The sequence below is a fragment of the Microbacterium sp. genome, from assembly GCF_052102115.1.
Lineage (GTDB): Bacteria > Actinomycetota > Actinomycetes > Actinomycetales > Microbacteriaceae > Microbacterium.
Window position 1 is genome coordinate 1 of sequence record NZ_JBQDVP010000031.1, and the last position, 19,776, is coordinate 19,776.

The 19,776-nt window shown below is 67.8% G+C and carries 16 protein-coding genes and 1 other RNA gene; 7 read left to right on the forward strand and 10 right to left on the reverse strand.

Annotated features, from left to right (window positions below; genetic code table 11):
* Positions 1-444 (reverse strand): PAC2 family protein (locus ACTICP_RS10480; protein WP_441892127.1); only part of this gene is annotated, 444 nt, incomplete at its 3' end.
* Positions 445-546: 102 nt separating this feature from the next.
* On the opposite strand from ACTICP_RS10480, the gene ACTICP_RS10485 reads away from it, so the two are divergent.
* The 3 genes from ACTICP_RS10485 to sucB all read left to right on the forward strand — a co-directional run bounded on the left by ACTICP_RS10485 (position 547) and on the right by sucB (position 5,272).
* The gene (locus tag ACTICP_RS10485) at positions 547-2,025 is read left to right on the forward strand and encodes a leucyl aminopeptidase (protein WP_441892129.1); all 1,479 of its coding nucleotides are present in this window, start codon (positions 547-549) and stop codon (positions 2,023-2,025) included.
* Positions 2,022-3,395: a dihydrolipoyl dehydrogenase gene (lpdA, locus tag ACTICP_RS10490; protein WP_441892131.1), complete on the forward strand. Its 1,374-nt coding sequence runs from the start codon at positions 2,022-2,024 to the stop codon at positions 3,393-3,395. The genes ACTICP_RS10485 and lpdA overlap by 4 nt, the downstream gene beginning before the upstream one ends.
* Positions 3,396-3,460: 65 nt before the next feature.
* Complete coding sequence (gene sucB, locus ACTICP_RS10495) at positions 3,461-5,272, forward strand: 2-oxoglutarate dehydrogenase, E2 component, dihydrolipoamide succinyltransferase (protein ID WP_441892133.1); 1,812 nt, start codon at positions 3,461-3,463, stop codon at positions 5,270-5,272.
* A gap of 6 nt (positions 5,273-5,278) precedes the next feature.
* On the opposite strand, the gene ACTICP_RS10500 is transcribed toward sucB, so the two are convergent.
* A complete protein-coding gene (locus ACTICP_RS10500) occupies positions 5,279-6,724 on the reverse strand; it encodes a hypothetical protein (protein WP_441892135.1) in 1,446 nt (481 codons plus the stop codon).
* A gap of 146 nt (positions 6,725-6,870) precedes the next feature.
* Between ACTICP_RS10500 and ACTICP_RS10505 the strand changes: the two genes are divergently transcribed.
* Positions 6,871-7,581 (forward strand): DUF4191 family protein, encoded by a 711-nt coding sequence (locus tag ACTICP_RS10505; protein WP_441892137.1) that lies wholly within the window; start codon positions 6,871-6,873, stop codon positions 7,579-7,581.
* 33 nt (positions 7,582-7,614) lie between these two features.
* Here ACTICP_RS10505 and ACTICP_RS10510 read toward each other — a convergent pair whose 3' ends face one another.
* Positions 7,615-8,799: a RimK family alpha-L-glutamate ligase gene (locus ACTICP_RS10510; protein ID WP_441892139.1), complete on the reverse strand. Its 1,185-nt coding sequence runs from the start codon at positions 8,797-8,799 to the stop codon at positions 7,615-7,617.
* A gap of 17 nt (positions 8,800-8,816) precedes the next feature.
* Here ACTICP_RS10510 and ACTICP_RS10515 point away from each other — a divergent pair, with 17 nt between their 5' ends.
* Positions 8,817-9,305 carry an ATP-dependent zinc protease family protein gene (locus tag ACTICP_RS10515; RefSeq protein ID WP_441892141.1) on the forward strand — a complete coding sequence of 163 codons (489 nt, stop codon included), beginning with the start codon at positions 8,817-8,819 and terminating at the stop codon, positions 9,303-9,305.
* Here ACTICP_RS10515 and ACTICP_RS10520 read toward each other — a convergent pair whose 3' ends face one another.
* On the reverse strand, positions 9,306-9,701 hold the full coding sequence (locus ACTICP_RS10520; RefSeq protein WP_441892143.1) for an RDD family protein: 396 nt from the start codon (positions 9,699-9,701) through the stop codon (positions 9,306-9,308).
* Between the two features lie 123 nt (positions 9,702-9,824).
* Here ACTICP_RS10520 and glnA (ACTICP_RS10525) point away from each other — a divergent pair, with 123 nt between their 5' ends.
* Positions 9,825-11,249 (forward strand): type I glutamate--ammonia ligase, encoded by a 1,425-nt coding sequence (gene glnA, locus ACTICP_RS10525; RefSeq protein ID WP_441892145.1) that lies wholly within the window; start codon positions 9,825-9,827, stop codon positions 11,247-11,249.
* Positions 11,250-11,306: 57 nt separating this feature from the next.
* Here the strand turns inward: glnA (ACTICP_RS10525) and ACTICP_RS10530 are convergent, their stop codons facing one another.
* Genes ACTICP_RS10530 through ACTICP_RS10545 form a run of 4 tightly spaced genes read right to left on the reverse strand, consistent with a single transcriptional unit; the run spans position 11,307 to position 16,841 of the window.
* Positions 11,307-12,221, reverse strand: coding sequence for a diacylglycerol/lipid kinase family protein (locus ACTICP_RS10530; RefSeq protein ID WP_441892147.1), 915 nt, complete (start codon positions 12,219-12,221; stop codon positions 11,307-11,309).
* 49 nt (positions 12,222-12,270) lie between these two features.
* On the reverse strand, positions 12,271-15,246 hold the full coding sequence (locus ACTICP_RS10535) for a bifunctional [glutamine synthetase] adenylyltransferase/[glutamine synthetase]-adenylyl-L-tyrosine phosphorylase (protein ID WP_441892149.1): 2,976 nt from the start codon (positions 15,244-15,246) through the stop codon (positions 12,271-12,273).
* 3 nt (positions 15,247-15,249) lie between these two features.
* Entirely contained in the window at positions 15,250-16,587 is a 1,338-nt protein-coding gene (glnA, locus tag ACTICP_RS10540; RefSeq protein WP_441892151.1) for a type I glutamate--ammonia ligase, read from the reverse strand.
* 11 nt (positions 16,588-16,598) lie between these two features.
* Entirely contained in the window at positions 16,599-16,841 is a 243-nt protein-coding gene (locus tag ACTICP_RS10545) for an SPOR domain-containing protein (protein ID WP_441892153.1), read from the reverse strand.
* Between the two features lie 70 nt (positions 16,842-16,911).
* Between ACTICP_RS10545 and ppgK the strand changes: the two genes are divergently transcribed.
* Positions 16,912-17,670 carry a polyphosphate--glucose phosphotransferase gene (ppgK, locus tag ACTICP_RS10550; RefSeq protein WP_441892155.1) on the forward strand — a complete coding sequence of 253 codons (759 nt, stop codon included), beginning with the start codon at positions 16,912-16,914 and terminating at the stop codon, positions 17,668-17,670.
* 24 nt (positions 17,671-17,694) lie between these two features.
* Here the strand turns inward: ppgK and rnpB are convergent.
* Positions 17,695-18,069: RNase P RNA component class A (gene rnpB, locus ACTICP_RS10555), an RNA gene on the reverse strand.
* Between the two features lie 14 nt (positions 18,070-18,083).
* Positions 18,084-19,775 carry a bifunctional 3'-5' exonuclease/DNA polymerase gene (locus ACTICP_RS10560; RefSeq protein ID WP_441892157.1) on the reverse strand — a complete coding sequence of 564 codons (1,692 nt, stop codon included), beginning with the start codon at positions 19,773-19,775 and terminating at the stop codon, positions 18,084-18,086.
* Between the last annotated feature and the right edge of the window lies 1 nt (position 19,776).

Here is a 19,776-nt window from a genome sequence, read left to right on the forward strand (position 1 = left end):
CGTGCTGATCGGCCGGGTGTGCGGCACGGGCATCGCGATCGAATGCACCCAGGTGACACCGGACACGCCGAACTCCTCGGCGAAGTCGAGCACGCTCTGCGAGAAAGCGTTCCACGAGAAGTCGGGTTCGTATCCCGTGAGCAGGAGGAACTGCTGACCGAGCGCGTCGTGCGCGAGCGACAACTCGAGGCGCGCGGGTCGCATTTCGGTGAGGTGGTCCTGCTCGAAGACGAACACCGGGCGACGCGCCCGGTAATCGAGGAGCACATCGTTGTCGTACACCGCAACGGGCTGCGGGTCGGAATCGTCGCGAAGGTGGTCGATGAGTCCCGAGACGGCGCTGCCCGCATCGGTGAACCCGGTGAGCAGGATGACCAGCGGCAGCCCCTGCGGGACGGCGGGTGCGTTGGCGACGCGTTCGTACAGCTCTCCGGAGACGGGCATGAGTCCATGCTACGAGCAGCACGGGACAGCGGGCGCGGCGATGTCATGCTCACAGCGAACAGCACTCCGACCGATGACGCGCTCGGTGCATAGGATGGAGGCATGACGCTTCCTGCGCTCTCGCACACCACAGATCCATTCCCCGGGAGCGCTGCCGACGCCGCAGTGCTCGTCATCCCCGATCTCGAGGCGTTTCCCGATGCGCTGGATGCCTACCCCGGTCTGAAGGACGTCCTCACCGCCGTCGGCTTCACGGGCTCCGCATCCTCGTACGCCAGGGTGCACGCGCCGGATGTCACCGCGCTGCCCCTCGCCGTCGCCGGCGCAGGCAAGGCCGTTGACGCGGCATCCGTTCGCGAGGCGGCTGGCACGGCGCTGCGTTCGCTCACCGGATTCGCCACTGTCGCGATCGCGGCCGCCGGTCCGCTGGACGAGTTCGCCGGCGCCGCAGCAGAGGGTGCTGTCTACGGCGGCTACCGGTTCGACGGCTACCGCACGGGCACGGGAAAGACCCGCGCCGACACGGTCATCGTGCACGGCACGACGGTCTCGGCCGAAGAGGTCGAACGGGCCCGCGTGCTCGGCGACGCGCTCGCCCTCGTAAAGGATCTCGTCTCGGTACCGGCCGAGTGGCAGAGCCCGGCCGACCTGGCGCAGAGCGCCGTGGATGCTGTCGCAGACCTCGACGTGTCCGTTGAAGTGCTCGATGAGCAGGCCCTCGCAGACCAGGGCTACGGTGGCGTGCTCGGTGTCGCGCAGGGCTCGGATCGCCCGCCGCGGGTCGTGCACCTCGAGTACGCACCGGCGGATGCTGCGACGCACATGGCCCTGGTCGGCAAGGGGATCACCTTCGACACCGGCGGGCTCTCCCTCAAGCCCGCAGCCTCGATGGTCGGGATGAAGTTCGACATGGCGGGCTCGGCCACAGTGCTCGCCGCGCTGCGCGCCATCGCCGAGTTGAAGCTGCCGGTGCGCGTGAGCACTTGGATGTGCATCACCGACAACATGCCCTCCGGGAGCGCCACCCGCCCGGGCGACGTTCTGCGGATGCTGGACGGCAAGACCGTCGAGGTGCTCAACACGGATGCCGAGGGACGCCTCGTCCTGGCCGACGGACTCGTCGCCGCCAGCCGGGAGAAGCCCGACGTCATCTTCGACGTTGCCACGCTGACCGGCGCGATCCTCGTCGCGCTGGGGCACAGGCACACCGGCGTGATGGGCGACGACCTCGCCGTGGCCCAGTACCTCACGGCCGCCGATGCCGAAGATGAGCTCGCCTGGCCGCTCCCGCTGCCCGAGTACATGGAGGATTCGCTCGACTCGCCTATCGCCGACATGATCAACGCGAACATGGGCGACCGCGCCGGCGGCTCGATGTTCGCCGGTCTCTTCCTGCAGCGTTTCGTCGGCCGCACTGGTGACGACGACGATGCGCCGCGCATCCCGTGGGTGCATCTCGACATCGCCGGATCGTCGGAGAACGGCAGTTCCCCGTACGGTTTCACGGACAAGGGCGCGACCGGCGCCACCGTCCGATCGCTCGTCGCGTTCGCCGAGGCGCGCGCCAAGGAGGTCCGATGACCACGCACACCTTCGATCTCGTGGTGCTCGGCGGCGGCAGCGGCGGTTACGCCGCAGCGCTCCGCGCCGCGGAGCTCGGCAAGAGCGTCGCGCTGATCGAGAAGGACAAGGTCGGCGGCACGTGTCTGCATCGCGGATGCATCCCGACCAAGGCCCTGCTGCACGCCGCCGAGGTCGCCGATCATGTTCGGGATGCCGCATCCGTCGGCGTCGGAGCGACGTTCGATGGCGTCGACGCCGCCGGCGTCCGCACCTACCGCGAGAACATCGTCGCGAAGAAGTTCAAGGGCCTCGAGGGGCTCATCAAGGCCCGTGGCATCACCACCGTCGTCGGCACGGGGCGGCTCAACGCCGACCTCACCGTCGCTGTGGGCGATGACGTGTACAGCGGCACCGATGTCGTCCTCGCAACCGGGTCGTACAGCCGTTCGCTGCCCGGCCTCGAGATCGGTGGACGCATCCTCACCAGCGAGCAGGCGCTCGCGCTCGATGTCGTCCCGGAGCGCGTGCTCGTGCTCGGCGGCGGCGTGATCGGCGTCGAATTCGCGAGCGTATGGCGCTCGTTCGGCGCCGAGGTGACGATCATCGAGGCACTGCCGCATCTGGTTCCCAACGAGGACCTCGCACTCAGCAAGGGGCTCGAGCGCGCCTTCCGCCGCCGCGGCATCCAGTACTCGCTCGGAACCCGGTTCCAGACCGCGACGCAGGACGATGCGGGTGTCACCGTGACGCTGGAGGACGGCAAGACTTTCACCGGCGACTATCTTCTCGTCGCCGTCGGACGCGGCCCCGTCACCGCCGACCTCGGTTTCGAGGAGGCCGGCGTGACCCTGGATCGCGGTTTCGTGACCGTCGACGACGAACTGCGCACGGGCGTGGAAAACCTCTGGGCGGTCGGAGACATCGTCCCCGGCCTGCAACTCGCGCACCGCGGTTTCCTGCAGGGCATCGCCGTCGCCGAACGGATCGCCGGGCTCTCCCCCGCTCCGATCCCGGAGTCGCAGATCCCGAAGATCACGTACAGCAACCCCGAAGTCGCCTCCGTCGGTCTGACGGAAGCGGCCGCTGCCGCCGAGCACGGCGCGGATGCGGTCGTGTCGTACGAGTACAACCTCGCCGGCAACGGCAAGAGCGAGATCATCGGCACCACGGGGCTCGTCAAGGTCGTCCGGCTCAAGGACGGCCCAGTGCTGGGCGTCCATCTGCTCGGCGACCGGGTGGGCGAGCTCATCACCGAGGGGCAGCTCGCCGTCGCCTGGGAGGCGCATCCCGAGGATGTCGCACCCCTCATCCACGCGCATCCGACGCAGAGCGAAGCGCTCGGCGAAGCTTTCCTCGCACTCGCCGGAAAACCATTGCACGCCCTCTGACCACCAACCGGTGTCAGGGTCACTAAGCTGAATACGTCACAAACATTCTTGAAGGAGACTCCGTCATGAGCACATCCGTGGTCCTCCCCGCTCTCGGTGAGAGCGTCACAGAGGGTACGGTCACCCGCTGGCTGAAGCAGGTGGGAGACACCGTTCAGGCGGACGAGGGCCTGCTCGAGATCTCGACCGACAAGGTCGACACCGAGATCCCCTCGCCGGTCAGCGGCGTCATCGAGGAGATCCTCGTCGCCGAGGACGAGACCGTCGAGGTCGGCGCCCTCCTCGCCCGCGTCGGCGACGGCAGCGGTGCGGCCCCCGAGTCGGACGCCCCGGCTGCAGCCGAATCTGCTCCCGAGGCTGCACCTGCCGAAGCTGCACCTGCCGAAGCTGCACCTGCCGAAGCTGCACCGGCTGACGCCGCACCGGCGCCCGGACAGGAGGCACCCGCAGAAGCGGCGCCCGCACCGGCTGCTGAGGCCGCACCTGCCGCCGAGACTGCCGCGCCGTCCGGCGACGCAACCGATGTCCGGCTGCCCGAACTGGGTGAAAGCGTCACCGAGGGCACGGTCACCCGCTGGCTGAAGCAGGTCGGCGACGATGTCGCCGTCGATGAGCCGCTGCTGGAGATCTCGACCGACAAGGTCGACACCGAGATCCCCTCGCCTGTCGCCGGCGTGCTGCAGGAGATCGTGGCCGGCGAGGACGAGACCGTCGAGGTCGGCGGCGTGCTGGCTCGTGTCGGCTCGGGCGCCGCTCCCGCCGCACCTGCGGCCGAGACACCCGCACCCGCCGCCGAAACTCCGGCGCCTGCTGCTGAAGCACCCGCTCCCGCCGCCGAAGCTCCTGCCGCTGAGGCGCCTGCCGCCGCGCCAGCAGCTGCGCCGGCACCAGCTGCGCAGCCCGCGGCTCCCACTCCTGCGGCGGCCCCTGCGCCCGCCGCAGAGCCCGCCGCTCCGGCCGGTGATGCGAAGGGCTCGCTGTATGTGACCCCGCTCGTGCGTCGTCTGGCTTCCCAGCAGGGCGTCGATCTCGCAACGGTCACCGGGTCGGGTGTCGGTGGACGCATCCGCAAGGAGGACGTCCTCAAGGCTGCAGAGTCGAAGGGTGCCGCCCCCGCTGCGGCCGCCGCGGCTCCTGCTCCCGCCCCGCTGGAGGTCTCACCACTGCGCGGAACGACCCAGAAGATGTCGCGCCTGCGCAAGGTCGTCGCTGAGCGCGCCGTCGCGTCGATGCAGCAGACGGCGCAGCTGACCACGTTCGTCGAGGTCGATGTGACCGCCCTGGCGAACTACCGCAACAGTGTCAAGGACGATTTCCTCAAGAAGACCGGCGACAAGCTGTCGTTCCTGCCGTTCTTCACGCTCGCCGCCGCCGAGGCACTGCAGGCCTTCCCTGTCATCAATGCGACCGTCGACGGGGAGAACATCGTCTACCCAGAGTCCGAGAACGTCTCGATCGCGGTCGACACTGAACGCGGACTGCTCACCCCTGTCGTCCGCGACGCGGCGACGAAGAACCTTGCGCAGCTCGCCCACGAGATCGCAGATCTCGCGGCCCGTACGCGTGACAACAAGCTGAAGCCCGACGAGCTCGCCGGTGGCACCTTCACGGTGACGAACACGGGCTCCCGCGGCGCGCTGTTCGACACCCCGCTGGTGTTCCTGCCGCAGTCGGCGATCCTCGGCACCGGCATCGTCTTCAAGCGCCCCGGCGTGGTGACGGTCGACGGTGTCGACGCGATCGCGGTCCGCTCGTACGTGTACCTCGCGATCTCGTACGATCACCGCATCGTCGATGGTGCCGACGCCGCCCGCTTCCTCGGCGCCGTCAAGACGCGCCTGGAGGCAGCGGACTTCGCCGGTAACCTGGGCGCCTGACTCGGGTCAGAGCCCGTTCGGCTGGTGCGCGACGTCATACACGTCGCGCACCAGCCATTTCTTTTCTCGGCGCTCGAGCACGATCATCTGCTCGGCGGCGCCTTCTCCCGACTCTCCCGGCACCAGCTTCACTACGGCAACGTCTCCGTAGTCGTCGATGAGTGCGGCGGTGCTCCCGCCGGCTCCCTGCACGATCAGCCCGTCGGTCGGCAGCGCGACGCCCGCCGCCAGTGCTTCGGCGCATGTCGCGTCCGCCATCTCCACGCACGCCGCGACGGTGTCGAGCAGCACGGGGGTCGCCGTCAGCGCGTCATCTGCGGCCACCGGGTCGTCAGCCGCCTCCGCCGGTGACTCCGTCGGCTCCGGCGCGGCAGATCCCGTGGGATCGGGCGTTTCTGCGGGCTCCGCAGTCGGTGGCGCGTTCTCCGTCTGCGCGGCCACGGCGGGCTCGTCCTCTTGGCCCTCCGGCCACAGCAGCCCTACCGCGAGGACGGCGACGGCGAGCGATCCGGCGATGATCAGCGGTCGGCGCCGCGGTCGGATCGAGACGCGTTCCTTCTTCTGCGCCCCGTCGCGCGGCTTTTTGCGCGCTTCGGCGCGGGCCGCAGGCCACGGTCGTTCCCTCACCCGCGCCGACAGCGCGCGCGAACACTCGATCAGGCCGTCGAGTGCGGCACGCACCCGAAGCCGGCCCCCGACACGGTCAGCGCGTTCGCCGCGGTCGCGACCTGCGTGGCCGCGGGTCCGCTGCGCCGTCCCGAGGTCGAGCCGTGTTGACCTGCGGGTCGCCAGATCGGCTGCCTTCTCGGGTGCGAACACATCGAGCCGCAGAGCCCGCGGCGCGGCGATCGCGAAGAGCTGCTCCTCCCACCGGGCATCCTCGTCATCGTGGTGACGGTGTTCGCGCAGTGCAGAGATGATCTCGGTGAGCACGCGGCCGGTCGCCCGGTCATTGGTGTGACCAGAGATCCGCTCGACCAGCGCTGCCGTCCGCGCTCGCGCGCCACCGCCGTCGCCGTGCACGAACAGCGGGCGGCCGTCTCCCGTGAGCCACCAGTCTCCCTCGGCCTGTGCAGCATCCGTTCCGAGCTCCCGGATGCCGCGCAACAGGCTCGCCACAAGCGTTCCGAGCTCTCCGGGTGCCAGCGGGGCGTCCGCGGTGCGGCGACGGCCCACGAACGTCTCCACGCGCTCGGTGCACCACGGGAGCAGGGCGTCGTGACCGTCCGGCCGGCGCCGCAGGTCCAGGACGCCGCACACGTGCTCGCCATCGGAGTGCGACCAACCTCCCCAGCCGGCCAGGTCTGCAGCATCCACGCAGACGGCGACGCCGTCTTCGTACCCCACCAACGCTCCGGCGAACGGCCCCTCGTCGCGATCGACGGTACGGATCAGCCGGTGCGCACCCGGCACCAGCACGGAACGATCAACTGCGGCATCCGTCTCGGTCATCGCCCCATCACAGCGCACCCGAGCGTCACGGCAGGGGCCTGCGGCGCGAATGTGGACAGATCGACCGCACGATCAGATGTGCAGAACGAGTGCGCCCCCCGCGAACGCGCACATCGGCAGCCGCCGGACTCGGTATCCTGGTACGCATGGCTAAGCGTGCTTCCGAATCCGAAAAGCGTCCGGGTTTCTTCTCCCAGATCAAGTCTCTCTTCCGGTTCACGCGCGAGATCTATCCCTGGTTGCCCTGGGCGCAGATCGCGATCCTCATCGGCGGCATCCTCATCGGTCTGGTCATCGGGTTCCTCATCCCGCCGCTGCAGATCTGGTCGCTCGTGCTCTGGGGCGTCACCGGTCTCATGCTGGGTGTGCTCGGTTCGCTGTTCCTCATGACCCGTCTGTCAACCAGTGCGATGTACCAGAAGATCGACGGGATGCCGGGGGCGAGCGGGCACGTGCTCAGCTCAAGCCTCGGGCGCAAATGGCAGGCATCCGACTCCCCCGTCGGCATCAACCCGAAGACGCAGGAGGCCGTCTACCGTGCCATCGGCCGCGGCGGCATCGTCATCGTCGGCGAGGGCACGCGCGGCCGGCTCACCCGCCTCGTCAACGAGGAGCGCACGAAGGCCCAGCGCGTCGCCCACGGAGTGCCGGTGCACGTCTACTACGTCGGGCACGGCGATGACGAGGTTGCGATCGCCGATCTCGCCAAGACCATCAAGAAGCTGCCCCAGGCCATCGACAAGACGACCATGGCTGCAGTCATCCGTCGCATCGACTCGGTTTCGCAGTCGGTGACCTCGCTGCCCATCCCGAAGGGCATCGACCCGACGAAGGTGCGCGCACAGCGTCCGCGCTGATCCGCAGCAGCGGCCAGATCTCCGCAGGATCCGTCACTTCAGCGGTTCCTTCGGCAGACGGCGCACCCTGGCACGACGCCTGCGGCGCTCGGGCACCATCGAGCGCATCTCTTCGAGCTTGCCGAAGCACAGCAGCCGGTCATCGGCCTCGAGCACCACGTTCTTGCGCGGGTTGGGGATCACGGTGACACCGCGGTGCAATGTCAGAACGGTGATGTCGCGCTCCGCCAGGCCCGACTCCCCCAGGGTCCTGCCGACGAGCTCGACCGCGCTGTGGACGCTGAGCTCGGCGACCCCGTAGCCGGTCGACACGGTCAGCCGCTGTCGGACGTCGATCTCGGGGAACGCCACCTGGGCTGCGATGTAGTCGATGACGGCTCCGGCCACGTCGAGATCCGTCGCCTGCTCGATGCCCTGCAGACCCGGTGAGGAGTTCACCTCCATCACTAGTGGCCCCTCCTCGCCCTCGAGCATGTCGACACCGGCGACGCGGAGCCCCATGATCTGCGCGGAGCGCACGGCGGCCTGCTCGTACAGCGGGTCGAGTTGAACAGCCTCGACGCTGCCGCCGCGGTGCACGTTGGAGCGGAACTCGTCACCGGCGGCGACGCGCCGCATAGCCGCGACGACACGGTCGCCGACGACGAGTGCGCGAATGTCGCGCCCGCGGCTCTCGGAGACGAACCGCTGGATCAGCACGTTCTGCTTCGTCGAATGCAGCGTCTCGATGATCGCCTCGGCGACCTTCACCTGCGGCGCAAGGATCACACCGATTCCCTGCGTCCCCTCGAGCAGCTTGATGACGACGGGGGCTCCGCCGACGCGCTCGATCGCGGGGCGCACATCGGCGCGGTTGCGTACGAACGCCGTCGCGGGCATCGCGATGTTGTGCCGTGAGAGGATCTGGCTCGCCCGCAGTTTGTCGCGGGCACTCGAAATGCCGTTGGCCGTGTTGGGCGTGTAGACGTCCATCTGCTCGAACTGCCGCACGACCGCCGTGCCGAAATAGGTGATCGAACTGCCGATCCTCGGGAGGATGGCGTCGTAGTCGCTGAGCGGTTTGCCACGGAAGTGCAGATCCGGCTCGTCTCCGCTGAGGTCGATGGCGAACTTCAGTGTGTCGAGCACTTTGACCTCGTGCCCGCGCTTCTGGGCCGCCGCCCGGAGACGCTGAGTGGAGTATGCCTGCGGGGCGCGGGAGAGTACGGCGAGCTTCACGGGGTTTTCCTGCCAAGATGTATCGCGTGGGTAAGACATCTCATTCAAACACTCTTACCGGGTGGCGTGAATGGGTCAGCCTGCCCGATGCCGGTGTGGACTGGATCAAGGCGAAGATCGACACCGGTGCGCGCACCTCATCGCTGCACGCGTTCGACGTCGTCGAGTTCGAGCGCGAAGGCGAAGCGTGGGTACGGTTCCGGGTGAATCCCTGGCAGGATACGAACGCCGACGCCACCATCGTCGAGTGCCCGATCCACGATCGGCGCGCCGTGCGCAGCTCGTCCGGGCACGCTCAGGAGCGCCTCGTCGTGCTGTTGGCGATCCGGTTGGTCGACCAGCTCATCGTCTCCGAGGTGACCCTGAGCAAGCGCGACGAAATGGGCTTCCGCATGCTGATCGGCAGAGAGGCGCTGCGGCGCGGCTTCATCGTCGACCCGGCTCGATCGTTCCTGGGCGGCCGTGCACCGAAGAAGACGCGTCGCCGCAATCGCGGTCGGGTCTGACTACGCCCGAATGAGAACCGTGGCGACCGCCTTATCGTGGAGACCTCGTTGATCCTGATCCCAGATGACGGCGGGGATGACGAGTGCCAGCAGCAGCGTGCGCACGATAGGTCGCCACAGGCCGACCCACGCGCCGTTCTGCAGCACCAGCCGCATCCCGACGATGCGGTGACCCGGGCTCCCGCCGATGGTCGGGATGAACACGATCTGCACCACGATGAACACAAGCAGTGTCGCGAGCGCGTCGTACTGGAAGAACGCGATCGAAATCACCACGGCGGCCGCCCAGTCGATGGCCAGGGCACCGATGCGACGGCCCACCCGAGCGATGCTCCCAGGACCCGCCTCCGGGTAGCCGAGACGCTCTCCCGGGTATGAGTTAACCGCGTCCGTCACCCGTCCATCCTAGCGAGGGTCTGTAACATGGCCGAAACAAAGAGGACACGGCCGAGTAATGCCTCGCCCCTACTCTTCATGAAGGTCTCAAGACCACAATCCCGAATCATCCAGGAGTGATAAATGTTCACCGATTCGTCCGAAGTGCTGAGCTACATCAAGGAGAACGACGTCAAGTTCCTTGACATCCGTTTCACCGATCTGCCGGGCGTTCAGCAGCACTTCAACATCCCCGCGTCGACGGTGGACGAAGCCTTCTTCACCGACGGCCAGCTCTTCGACGGCTCATCCATCCGCGGTTTCGCCAGCATCCACGAATCGGACATGCAGCTCATCCCCGATGTGACCACCGCGTACCTCGATCCCTTCCGCGAGGAGAAGACCCTCATCATGGTCTTCGACATCTACAACCCCCGCACCGGTGAGATCTACGCCAAGGACCCGCGTCAGGTCGCCAAGAAGGCCGAGAAGTACCTGGTCTCCACCGGCATCGCCGACACGGCGTTCTTCGCGCCCGAGGCCGAGTTCTACATCTTCGACGACGTGCGCTACGAGGTCGGCGCCGGCAAGAGCTTCTACAGCGTCGACTCCGAAGAGGCGGCCTGGAACACCGGCCGTAAGGAAGAGGGCGGCAACCTCGGCAACAAGACCCCCTACAAGGGCGGCTATTTCCCTGTCTCGCCCGTCGACAAGCAGGCCGACATCCGCGACGACATCGTCCTCAAACTGATGGATGTCGGTCTCGAGGTCGAGCGCTCGCATCACGAGGTCGGCACCGCCGGGCAGGCGGAGATCAACTACAAGTTCGACACGATGGTCTCGGCCGCAGACGACGTGCTGAAGTTCAAGTACATCGTCAAGAACACCGCAGAGGAGTGGGGCAAGACCGCGACGTTCATGCCGAAGCCGCTCTACGGCGACAACGGATCGGGCATGCACACGCACCAGTCGCTGTGGAGCGAGGGCAAGCCCCTGTTCTACGACGAGGCCGGCTACGCCCAGCTCAGCGACGTCGCCCGCTGGTACATCGGCGGACTGCTCAAGCACGCCGGCTCCGTGCTCGCGTTCACGAACCCGTCGCTGAACAGCTATCACCGGCTGGTGAAGGGCTTCGAGGCGCCCGTGAACCTCGCGTACTCGGCCGGCAACCGCTCGGCCGCTGTGCGCATCCCCCTGACTGGTTCGAACCCGAAGGCCAAGCGCATCGAGTTCCGCGTGCCGGATGCCGCGAGCAACCCCTACCTCGCTTTCGCCGCGCAGCTCATGGCGGGCTTGGACGGCATCAAGAACCGCATCGAACCCCTCGCTCCGATCGACAAGGACCTCTACGAACTCCCGCCGGAGGAGGCCAAGAACATCCCGCAGGTGCCGAACTCACTGCAGGACTCGCTGGAGGTCCTGCGTGAGGACCACCAGTTCCTGCTCGAGGGCGGCGTGTTCACCGAGGAGCTCATCGAGACGTGGATCTCGTACAAGCTCGAGAACGAGATCCTGCCGCTCGCCCAGCGTCCGCACCCCTTCGAGTTCGAGCTGTACTACGGCGTCTGACGCCGTCGCAGGTCAGAGAAGAGCCGAACCCCGCCCTGCGGTTCGGCTCTTCTGCTCTCAGAGGACCTTGACGGCTCCGGCCTGCACGCGCACCTCGAACGAGGTGACCTCGCCGACCTCCTCGCCGTCGACCTCGAACTGGAGCGGACGCTGCAGCTCGACCCGGATGCGCTCGGCGGAGTGGAAGTGGGTCGAGTCGGTGTTGACGGTCTTGTTGTCTTTGGTGAGCAGCCGGCGGATGCCGTTGTCCCACACCACGGAGCGCACGGTGTCGAGCCATTGCAGCGCGCCGTCCGAGGTGATCAGCAACAGGTCGAGAAGGCCATCGTCGAGCTTGGCGTCCGGCAGCAGGCGCAGGCCGCCCTGCACCATGCCGCAGTTGCCGATCAGCATCGTGTGCCCGCGCACCTCTCTCGGTTCCTCGTCATCGAGAGTCACCGTGACGTCGGTCATCTCGGTACCGGCCATGGCGCGGCCCATCGCCTCGACGTAGGCGAGCCAGCCGGCACGGCTCTTCAGGTCGTCATCCGTCTCGACGAGCATCTGCGCGTCGACGCCGAAGCCGACCATCACCGCGAAGGCGTGCTCCTGATCGTCGAACCGCACCCAGCCGAGGTCGATGCGCCGATCCTCCCCTGCGCTGATCCGCCGGAGGGCGGCGGGGATGTCTTCCAATGGCACCTCGAGGTTGCGGGCCAGAAGGTTGCCTGTCCCCTGCGGGACGATGCCCAGCGAGACATCGGTGCCGGCCAGCGTCTCGGCAACGGCGCGGACGGTCCCGTCACCGCCGACGGCGATGACGGTGCGGCATCCTGCCTCGAGCGCTTCCTCTGCCATCCCGCGACCGGGGTCGTCCTCACTCGTCTCCCACCACCGGACAGCGTCGCCGAGGTGCTCGGCGACCGCCGAGCGCAACTCGTCCTCGTCGATCTTCGAGGGGTTCCAGATGAGGCCGTAGCTCGTCGCTGTCATGTGCTCAGCCTGAGCCAGCATGGCCCGATCCGCAAACCAGACACGGCACTCAGCCGTAGAACAGCTGTTCGAAGACCCTCCGAGCGCGACGGGTGGTGCCGAGGTAGTCCTCTTCCACGTCGTTCGCAGATCGTTCGGGATACCCGAGCAGTCGTGCGATCGCGTCGAGTTCGCCACGGTCCCAGGGCAGCAGATCACTGGTGCGCCCGGTGCGCAGGGTGATCGCCGAGCGCAGGCGGCTGGCGAGCAGCCAGGCTTCGCGCAGCAGTTCGGCATCCTCCGTGTCCAGCAGGTCGGCTTCGACCGCCGCCGTCAGAGCATCGAGCGTCGACGTGGTGCGCAATGCCGGCACGGCATGGGCGTGCTGAAGCTGGATGAGCTGAACGAGCCACTCGACATCGCTGAGTCCGCCGGGGCCGAGCTTGAGGTGTCGACGCGGATCGGCGCCCTGCGGCAGCCGCTCCCCCTCGACGCGCGCCTTGATCCGCTTGATCTCCCGCAGCCCCTGCTCGTCGACTTCGGCCGGGTACCGGATACTGTCGGCCATGGCCATGAACTGCTCGATGAGCGCACGGTCCCCAGCCACGCCGCGCGCACGCAGCAGCGCCTGCGCCTCCCACGACACCGACCACCGCCGGTAGTACTCGGTGTACGCCGTCAGAGACCGCACGACCGGCCCGGTGCGCCCCTCTGGTCGCAGATCGGCGTCGAGATCCAGGGGAACCTTGCCATCGGTCAGATGCTCGCGCAGCCCCGCCACGAGCTTCGCTGCGTGTGCCTGCGCGCGCTGCGGGTCGATGCCGCCGGTGTCATAGACGTAGAGGATGTCGGCATCCGAGCCGAAGCCGAGCTCTGCACCACCGAATCGCCCCATGCCGATGATCGCGAACTCGAATGCGGCGTCCTCGACGGGGACGACGTCACGCCGCACGGCCCGAAGCGCCGCCTGGATCGTGGTGTCGGTGATCGCGGTGAGGGCCGTCGCCAGCTCTTCGATCGTCAGGGTGTCGAGGACGGCGCCCATCGCCGTGCGCAGAAGCTCGCGGCGTCGGAGCCCCCGCACGGCTTTCACCGCGGTGGCCACCGATGCGTGGCGGGTCTGGATCGCTCTGGCTTCCTCCTCGAGCTTCTCTTCTCCGCGCGGGCGCAGACGCTCGGCCTGCTCGAGCCAGGCGACCGACTCCGGAATCCACTCCATCAGCTCGCCGACGTACTGCGACGACGACAGCAGCAGCGTCAGGTTCTCCGCCGCTCCGGACGAGTCACGCAGCATCCTCAGGAACCACGATGTGTCGCCGAGGCGCTCGCTGATCCGGCGGAACGCGAGCAACCCGTAGTCGGGATCACTGCCGTCGGCGAACCAGCGCACCATCACCGGCATGAGGTGACGTTGAATGGTGACCTTGCGGCTGATGCCCGTGGTGAGGGCGCCGATGTGCCGCAGCGCTCCGGCCGGATCACGGAAACCGATGGCGGCCAGGCGATCTCGGGCCTGCTCCGTGGAAAGCGCCCGCTCCTCCTCAGGCAGCCCGGCGACAGCACTGAGCAGAGGCCGGTAGAACAGTCGCGTGTGGATGTCGCGCACCTCGCGCCGTACGCGCTCCCAAAGGTTCCAGACTGCTTCCCCGGTCTCAGCCAACCCGGAGGCTCGCGCGAGGACCCGCAGTTCCTCCGTCGTGCGCGGCATGAGGTGGGTCCGGGTGAGGTCCTTGAGCTGCATCCGGTGCTCAAGCAGCCGCAGTGTCCGATAGTCGGCGGCGAAGGCCGCCGCATCCGCCCGACCGATGTACCCACCGGTGACCAGGGCGTCGAGACTCTCGAGCGTGCCGCGCGTGCGGATGTCTTCATCGCTCAGTCCATGCACGAGCTGCAGCAGCTGCACGGTGAACTCGATGTCGCGCAGGCCGCCGACGCCGAGCTTGAGCTGGTATGGCGCATCGTCGGCGTCGACGTGCTCGGTGACGCGCTGCCGCATCCGCTGCACGCTGTCGACGAAGTCCTCGCGCGCAGCGCTCGACCAGATCTTCGGCTGCACGGCTTCGAGGTACGCCTCCCCGAGCTGCTCGTCCCCCGCGATCGGGCGGGCTTTGAGGAGCGCCTGGAACTCCCAGCTCTGCGCCCACCGGTCGTAGTACGCCAGGTGCGAGTCGAGCGACCGAACCAGCGCACCCTGATTGCCTTCCGGCCGCAGGCTCGCATCGACCTCCCAGAGCGGCGGTTCGGTCTCGATGCCGAAGACGCCACTGATCGTCTCCCTGGCCAGGCGGGTGGCGATGTCGATCGCACGACTCTCGTCGAGCCGACTCTCATCCTTCGTGCCCCCGACGAAGATGACGTCGACGTCGCTGACGTAGTTCAGCTCGCGCGCGCCCGCCTTGCCCATGCCGATGATCGTCAACTGCGTGCTTGCGACCTCATCCGCCGGGACCGTCGCGGCCACCCGGGTGCGCGCAACGGCGAGCGATGCCTCCAGCGCTGCGCCCGCGGCGTCGGCGAGGGCGGCCGAGATGGCCGCGATCCTCGACGCCGGCTCCGGCGTCGACAGGTCGATGGCCGCGATCTCGGCCAGTGATCGCCGGTACGCGATCCGCAGGGCTACCCAGGCGCTCTCGTCGGCGGATGCCGCGAAACCGTCAACGGCGCCCACGGCATCCAGCATCCGTTCGCCCAGCGTCGATGCGTTCGGCACCAGAGGCCCGATGTCTTCGAGCGCGGAGAGCTCATCGGGATGCCGGAGGAAGAAGTCCGCAAGGCCGGCAGACGCTCCGAACACACGCCAGACGATGTCTCGGGTCTCATCGTCGTCAAGCAGTCTGCGCAGACCCGAGGCGTCGCGTCTGGCCACCCGGAGCATGCCCTCGGCCGCCGCGTCGGGGTCCGCGGCGTACGAGCCGGCCAGCAGCCGGGCGCCGTCGATATCGAGCAGGGCCGACAGCTCATCGATCGCGTCGGCGGCGGCGCTCAGACGCGTGAATCCGCGCTTGGCCAGCGCCGACCGCGAAAGCGCGGAGTCAGACCGGGCCATCGATCAGAGCAGTTCGAGGTTGCTCTTCAACTCGAACGGTGTGACCTGACTGCGGTAGGCCTCCCACTCCTTGCGCTTGTTGAGCAGCACGTAGTTGAACACCTGCTCACCGAGGGTCTCGGCGACGAGCTCCGAGTCCTGCATGAGCTCGAGGGCGTGATCGAGGCTCGCCGGCAGCGACGAGTACCCGAGCGCTCGGCGCTCGGCGTCGCTGAGCGACCAGACGTTGTTCTCGGCCTCGGCGGGCAGTTCGTACTCGTTCTCGATGCCTTTGAGCCCAGCGGCGAGCATCAGTGCATAGGCGAGGTAAGGGTTCGCGGCCGAATCCACGCCGCGGTGCTCCACGCGCGACGACTGGCTCTTGTTCGGCTTGTACATCGGAACCCGCACGAGGGCCGAGCGGTTCGCGTGGCCCCAGGTGACGAAGCTCGGTGCCTCATCTCCGCCCCACAGACGCTTGTAGGAGTTCACGAACTGGTTGGTGACCGCGGCGATCTCATTCGCGTGCCGCAGCAGACCGGCGATGAAATGCCGCCCGGTCTTGGAGAGCTGATACTCGGCGCCTTCTTCCCAGAACGCGTTCTGGTCGCCCTCGAACAGCGACATGTGCGTGTGCATGCCGCTGCCGGGCTGCTCACTCATCGGCTTGGGCATGAACGTCGCATAGACGCCCTGCTCGATCGCGACCTCCTTGACCACCGTGCGGAAGGTCATGATGTTGTCGGCCATCGTGAGCGCGTCTGCATAGCGCAGGTCGATCTCGTTCTGGCCAGGGCCACCCTCGTGGTGGCTGTACTCGACCGAGATGCCCAGGTCTTCCAGCATCCGCACCGAACGCCGGCGGAAATCGTGCGCGGTACCGCCGGGCACGTTGTCGAAGTACCCCGCCGAATCCACCGGCACGGGCCCCTCGGGACCGATCAGCGACGATTTGAGGAGGTAGAACTCCACCTCGGGGTGGGTGTAGAAGGTGAAACCGGCATCCGCCGCCTTGGCGAGTGTGCGCTTGAGCACGTTCCGGGGATCGGCGACCGCCGGCTGACCATCGGGCATCGTGAGGTCGCAGAACATGCGCGCAGTCGGGTCGATCTCACCGCGCCACGGCAGGACCTGGAACGTCGTGGGATCCGGCTGGGCGAGCAGATCGGACTCGTAGGTGCGGGTGAGCCCCTCGATCGCAGATCCGTCGAATCCGATGCCTTCAGCGAAAGCCCCTTCGACCTCAGCCGGCGCGATCGCCACCGATTTCAGCGTGCCGATGACGTCGGTGAACCAGAGACGGACGAACTTGACGCCGCGCTCTTCGATCGTCCGGAGCACGAAGTCCCGCTGCTTATCCATGCCCATCCGCGCTACTGCTTCCTGTCTACGTCTGTGGCCTTGCGCCAGTCCTCGTCGATCGCCTCTTCGACGGCCCACGCCTCGGATCGCTCACGAAGGGTGTGCATCGCGTTGCCGGCTTCTTCCGCCGTGTCGAACGGGCCCACACGGTCGACGGCGGGTGACAGGTAGCCGTACTCGACTTCGCTTGAGGAAGTGTTGTACCAGTACTTGCGCTCACCGCTGGACATGTACGGATCTTCTCCTCGAGACATGGGTCCATCCCTTCATGAATGCTTTGTCACGATCCTAGTGGGGCGCCCGGTTCTAGCTAGGCTATTGACCATGGCAAAAGCGATCGGCGTCGACATCGGCGGCACAGGCATCAAGGCGGGAATCGTCAACCTCAAATCGGGCACACTCGAGTCCGACCGCATCCGTGTCGACACACCGAAGGGCGCGTCTCCGAATGACGTGTTGAAGGCGGTGCACGAGGTGCTCGACACCCTGGGCGTGCGGGAGTCCGACCTGCCGCTCGGCGTGGCGTTCCCCGCGATCGTCAAACGCGGCAAGACGCTGTCGGCGGCGAACGTCTCCAAGAAGTGGGTCGGCTTCGAAGCCGAGAAGTTCTTTGAAGACGGCCTCGGCCGCTCGATCACGTTCGTCAATGACGCGGATGCCGCGGGTGTCGCCGAGGTGCGCCACGGTGCTGCGCGCGACGTCGAAGGCCTCACGATTCTGGCAACGCTCGGCACCGGCATCGGCTCGGCGTTCCTGTATGACGGCGTGCTGCTGCCGAACACGGAGCTCGGTCATCTGCTGTACGACGGGACCACTGTCGGGGACGCCTCCATCGAGCGCTGGGCGGCGTACTCGGCGATGGAGCGCGAGGAGCTGTCCTGGGAAGACTGGTCCGCACGCCTGCAGGTTTTCTTCTCGCACGTCGAGTTCCTGTTCACTCCCGACCTGTTCGTCGTCGGCGGCGGAGTCTCCAAGCACCCCGAGAAGTTCATCCCGCTGCTGGAGCTCAACACCCCGATCGTGCCGGCGATCCACCGCAACTCGTCGGGAATCATCGGGGCCGCGTCGCTCGCCGCCGACTGAGAGGCCGTTCCGGCGTACAGGGTGCGAATGGGGCGGCCTGTACGCCGGGTTCTGTTCCGGGGCCCCTCTCGAGGACTCCCTTCGACGGCCATCTCTCTCGGCGACACGTTGCCGTGCCGCTCCAGCGGTCTACCCGAGGACTCGGCGGGCCGCGTCAACATCCTCTGTCTGACCTTGCTCCGGACGAGGTTTACCTGGCGGGCCGTGTCACCACGGCCCCCGGTGGTCTCTTACTCCACCCTTTCACCCTTACCTCTCACGCCGAAGCGCAGAGGCGGTCTGCTCTCTGTGGCACTGTCTCGCGGATCACTCCGGGTGGGTGTTACCCACCGTCCTGCCCTGCGGAGCCCGGACGTTCCTCGGTGCGGTCTCCCGCAGCGCGACCGTCCAGCCGCCCCAATCGCCTGCTCAGTCTACTTCTCCGCGGTCCGCACGATCTGCAAATCGAGCGGCACATCGATCGGGAACCCGCCGAACAGCCGCCGGGTGGCCACCGCCGCTGCTTCCCGCACGGCGTCGGCCGCGGCATCAGCCTGGTCCTCGGGAACGTGCAGAATCACCTCGTCGTGCAGGAAGAACGCCAGATGCGCACGGTGCGAGAACGCGCCGGATGCCGGCGCCTGGGCCGCGGATTCCGGCAGCTGCCGCAGCCGATGACGGATCTCGGCGAGCCAGATCAGTGCCCATTCGGCCGCAGTGCCCTGCACGACGAAGTTGCGCGTGAACCGGCCGCGATCCCGCGCTCGCGCCCGTGCCCGCTTCACCTCGGCCGGGTCGGCATCCGCGCCTGTGGCGGCCGATTGTTCGTCCTGCCATAACGAATCCGGCCGCGGCGACGACCGCCCGAGCCACGTCGACACCACCCCGCCGTCCTCGCCGGTGCGCGCCGCGGTATCGACGTGGTGCATGGCACGAGGGTAGACCCGGCGCAGACGCGGGACGAGCCGGCCGCTGTCTCCCGTGGTGGCGCCATACATCGCGCCGAGCACGGCATACTTGGCTTCTTCTCGGGTCGCCACCGCTCCTGATGCGACGACGCCGGCGTAGAGGTCCTGCCCTCTGGCCGCCTCGGCCATGGCCCGGTCGGAGGCCATCGCCGCTAGCATCCGCGGTTCGAGCTGCGCGACGTCGGCGACGACAAGCCGCCAGCCCGGGTCCGCACGCACGGCGGGGCGCAGGATGCGCGGGATCTGCAGGGCCCCGCCGCCGGACGACGCCCACCGCCCGGTGACAACGCCGCCGGGGATGTACACCGGGCGGAACCGGCCGTCGTGCACCCACTCGGCGAGCCATGCCCAGCCGTTCGCGCTCAGCAGACGGGAGATCTTCTTGTACGCCAGCAGCGGGGCGATGACCGGATGCGAGATCTCGCTGAGCTCCCACTGGCTGGTGGACTCGACGTTCACCCCCACACGGTGCAGCGCGCGCAGCAGCTTGGTGTGACTGTCGAGATGCAGATGCGGATCGCCGAGGTGGAAGCGCACCGCATCGGCGTGCTGCGCCATGAGGGCGGGCATTCCGCCACCTGCGGGTCGCGCCCCGACGACCTCGGTGAGGATGCGGTCGTGCTCAGAGGCATCCCACGGCAGGCCCGCCGCCCGCATCTCCTCGGCGATGAGCCCGCCGGCCGACTCCGCGGCGCACAGCAGCGGCAGTCGGCCAGTTCGGTCGTCAGCGATCACGCGCAGCTGAGCTTGCAACTGCTCCAGCTGCTCGGCCACCGACTCGGGGGTGCCGCGGTCGTCGGCGGTGAAGAGGGCGGGTGCTTCGATCTCGGGCTCGCGGGGCAGCCAGTCAGGCGACGGCGGAAGCGGACGTGCGACGACGTCGGTGTCGCGGAGGATCGCATGGCACAGCAGCAGATCATGCGTGCGGGTCAACTGCGCTCTAGCGGCCAGAAGCTCGGGGTAAAGCTCTCGGGCGCTGCGGATCACCCAGCGCGGGTGCTCATCCGCTTCAACGCGTCGGATCCAGTCCGCGAGGTCCGTCGAGGCGATGTCGGTGCGGTCGAGCTCCACGCCGGTGGCGTCGATGCGGACGGCAGTCGCTGAGGAGTCGGTGACGGCCAGCAGGATGCGGGTATCGGCTGCCGGCCGGGCGTTCACA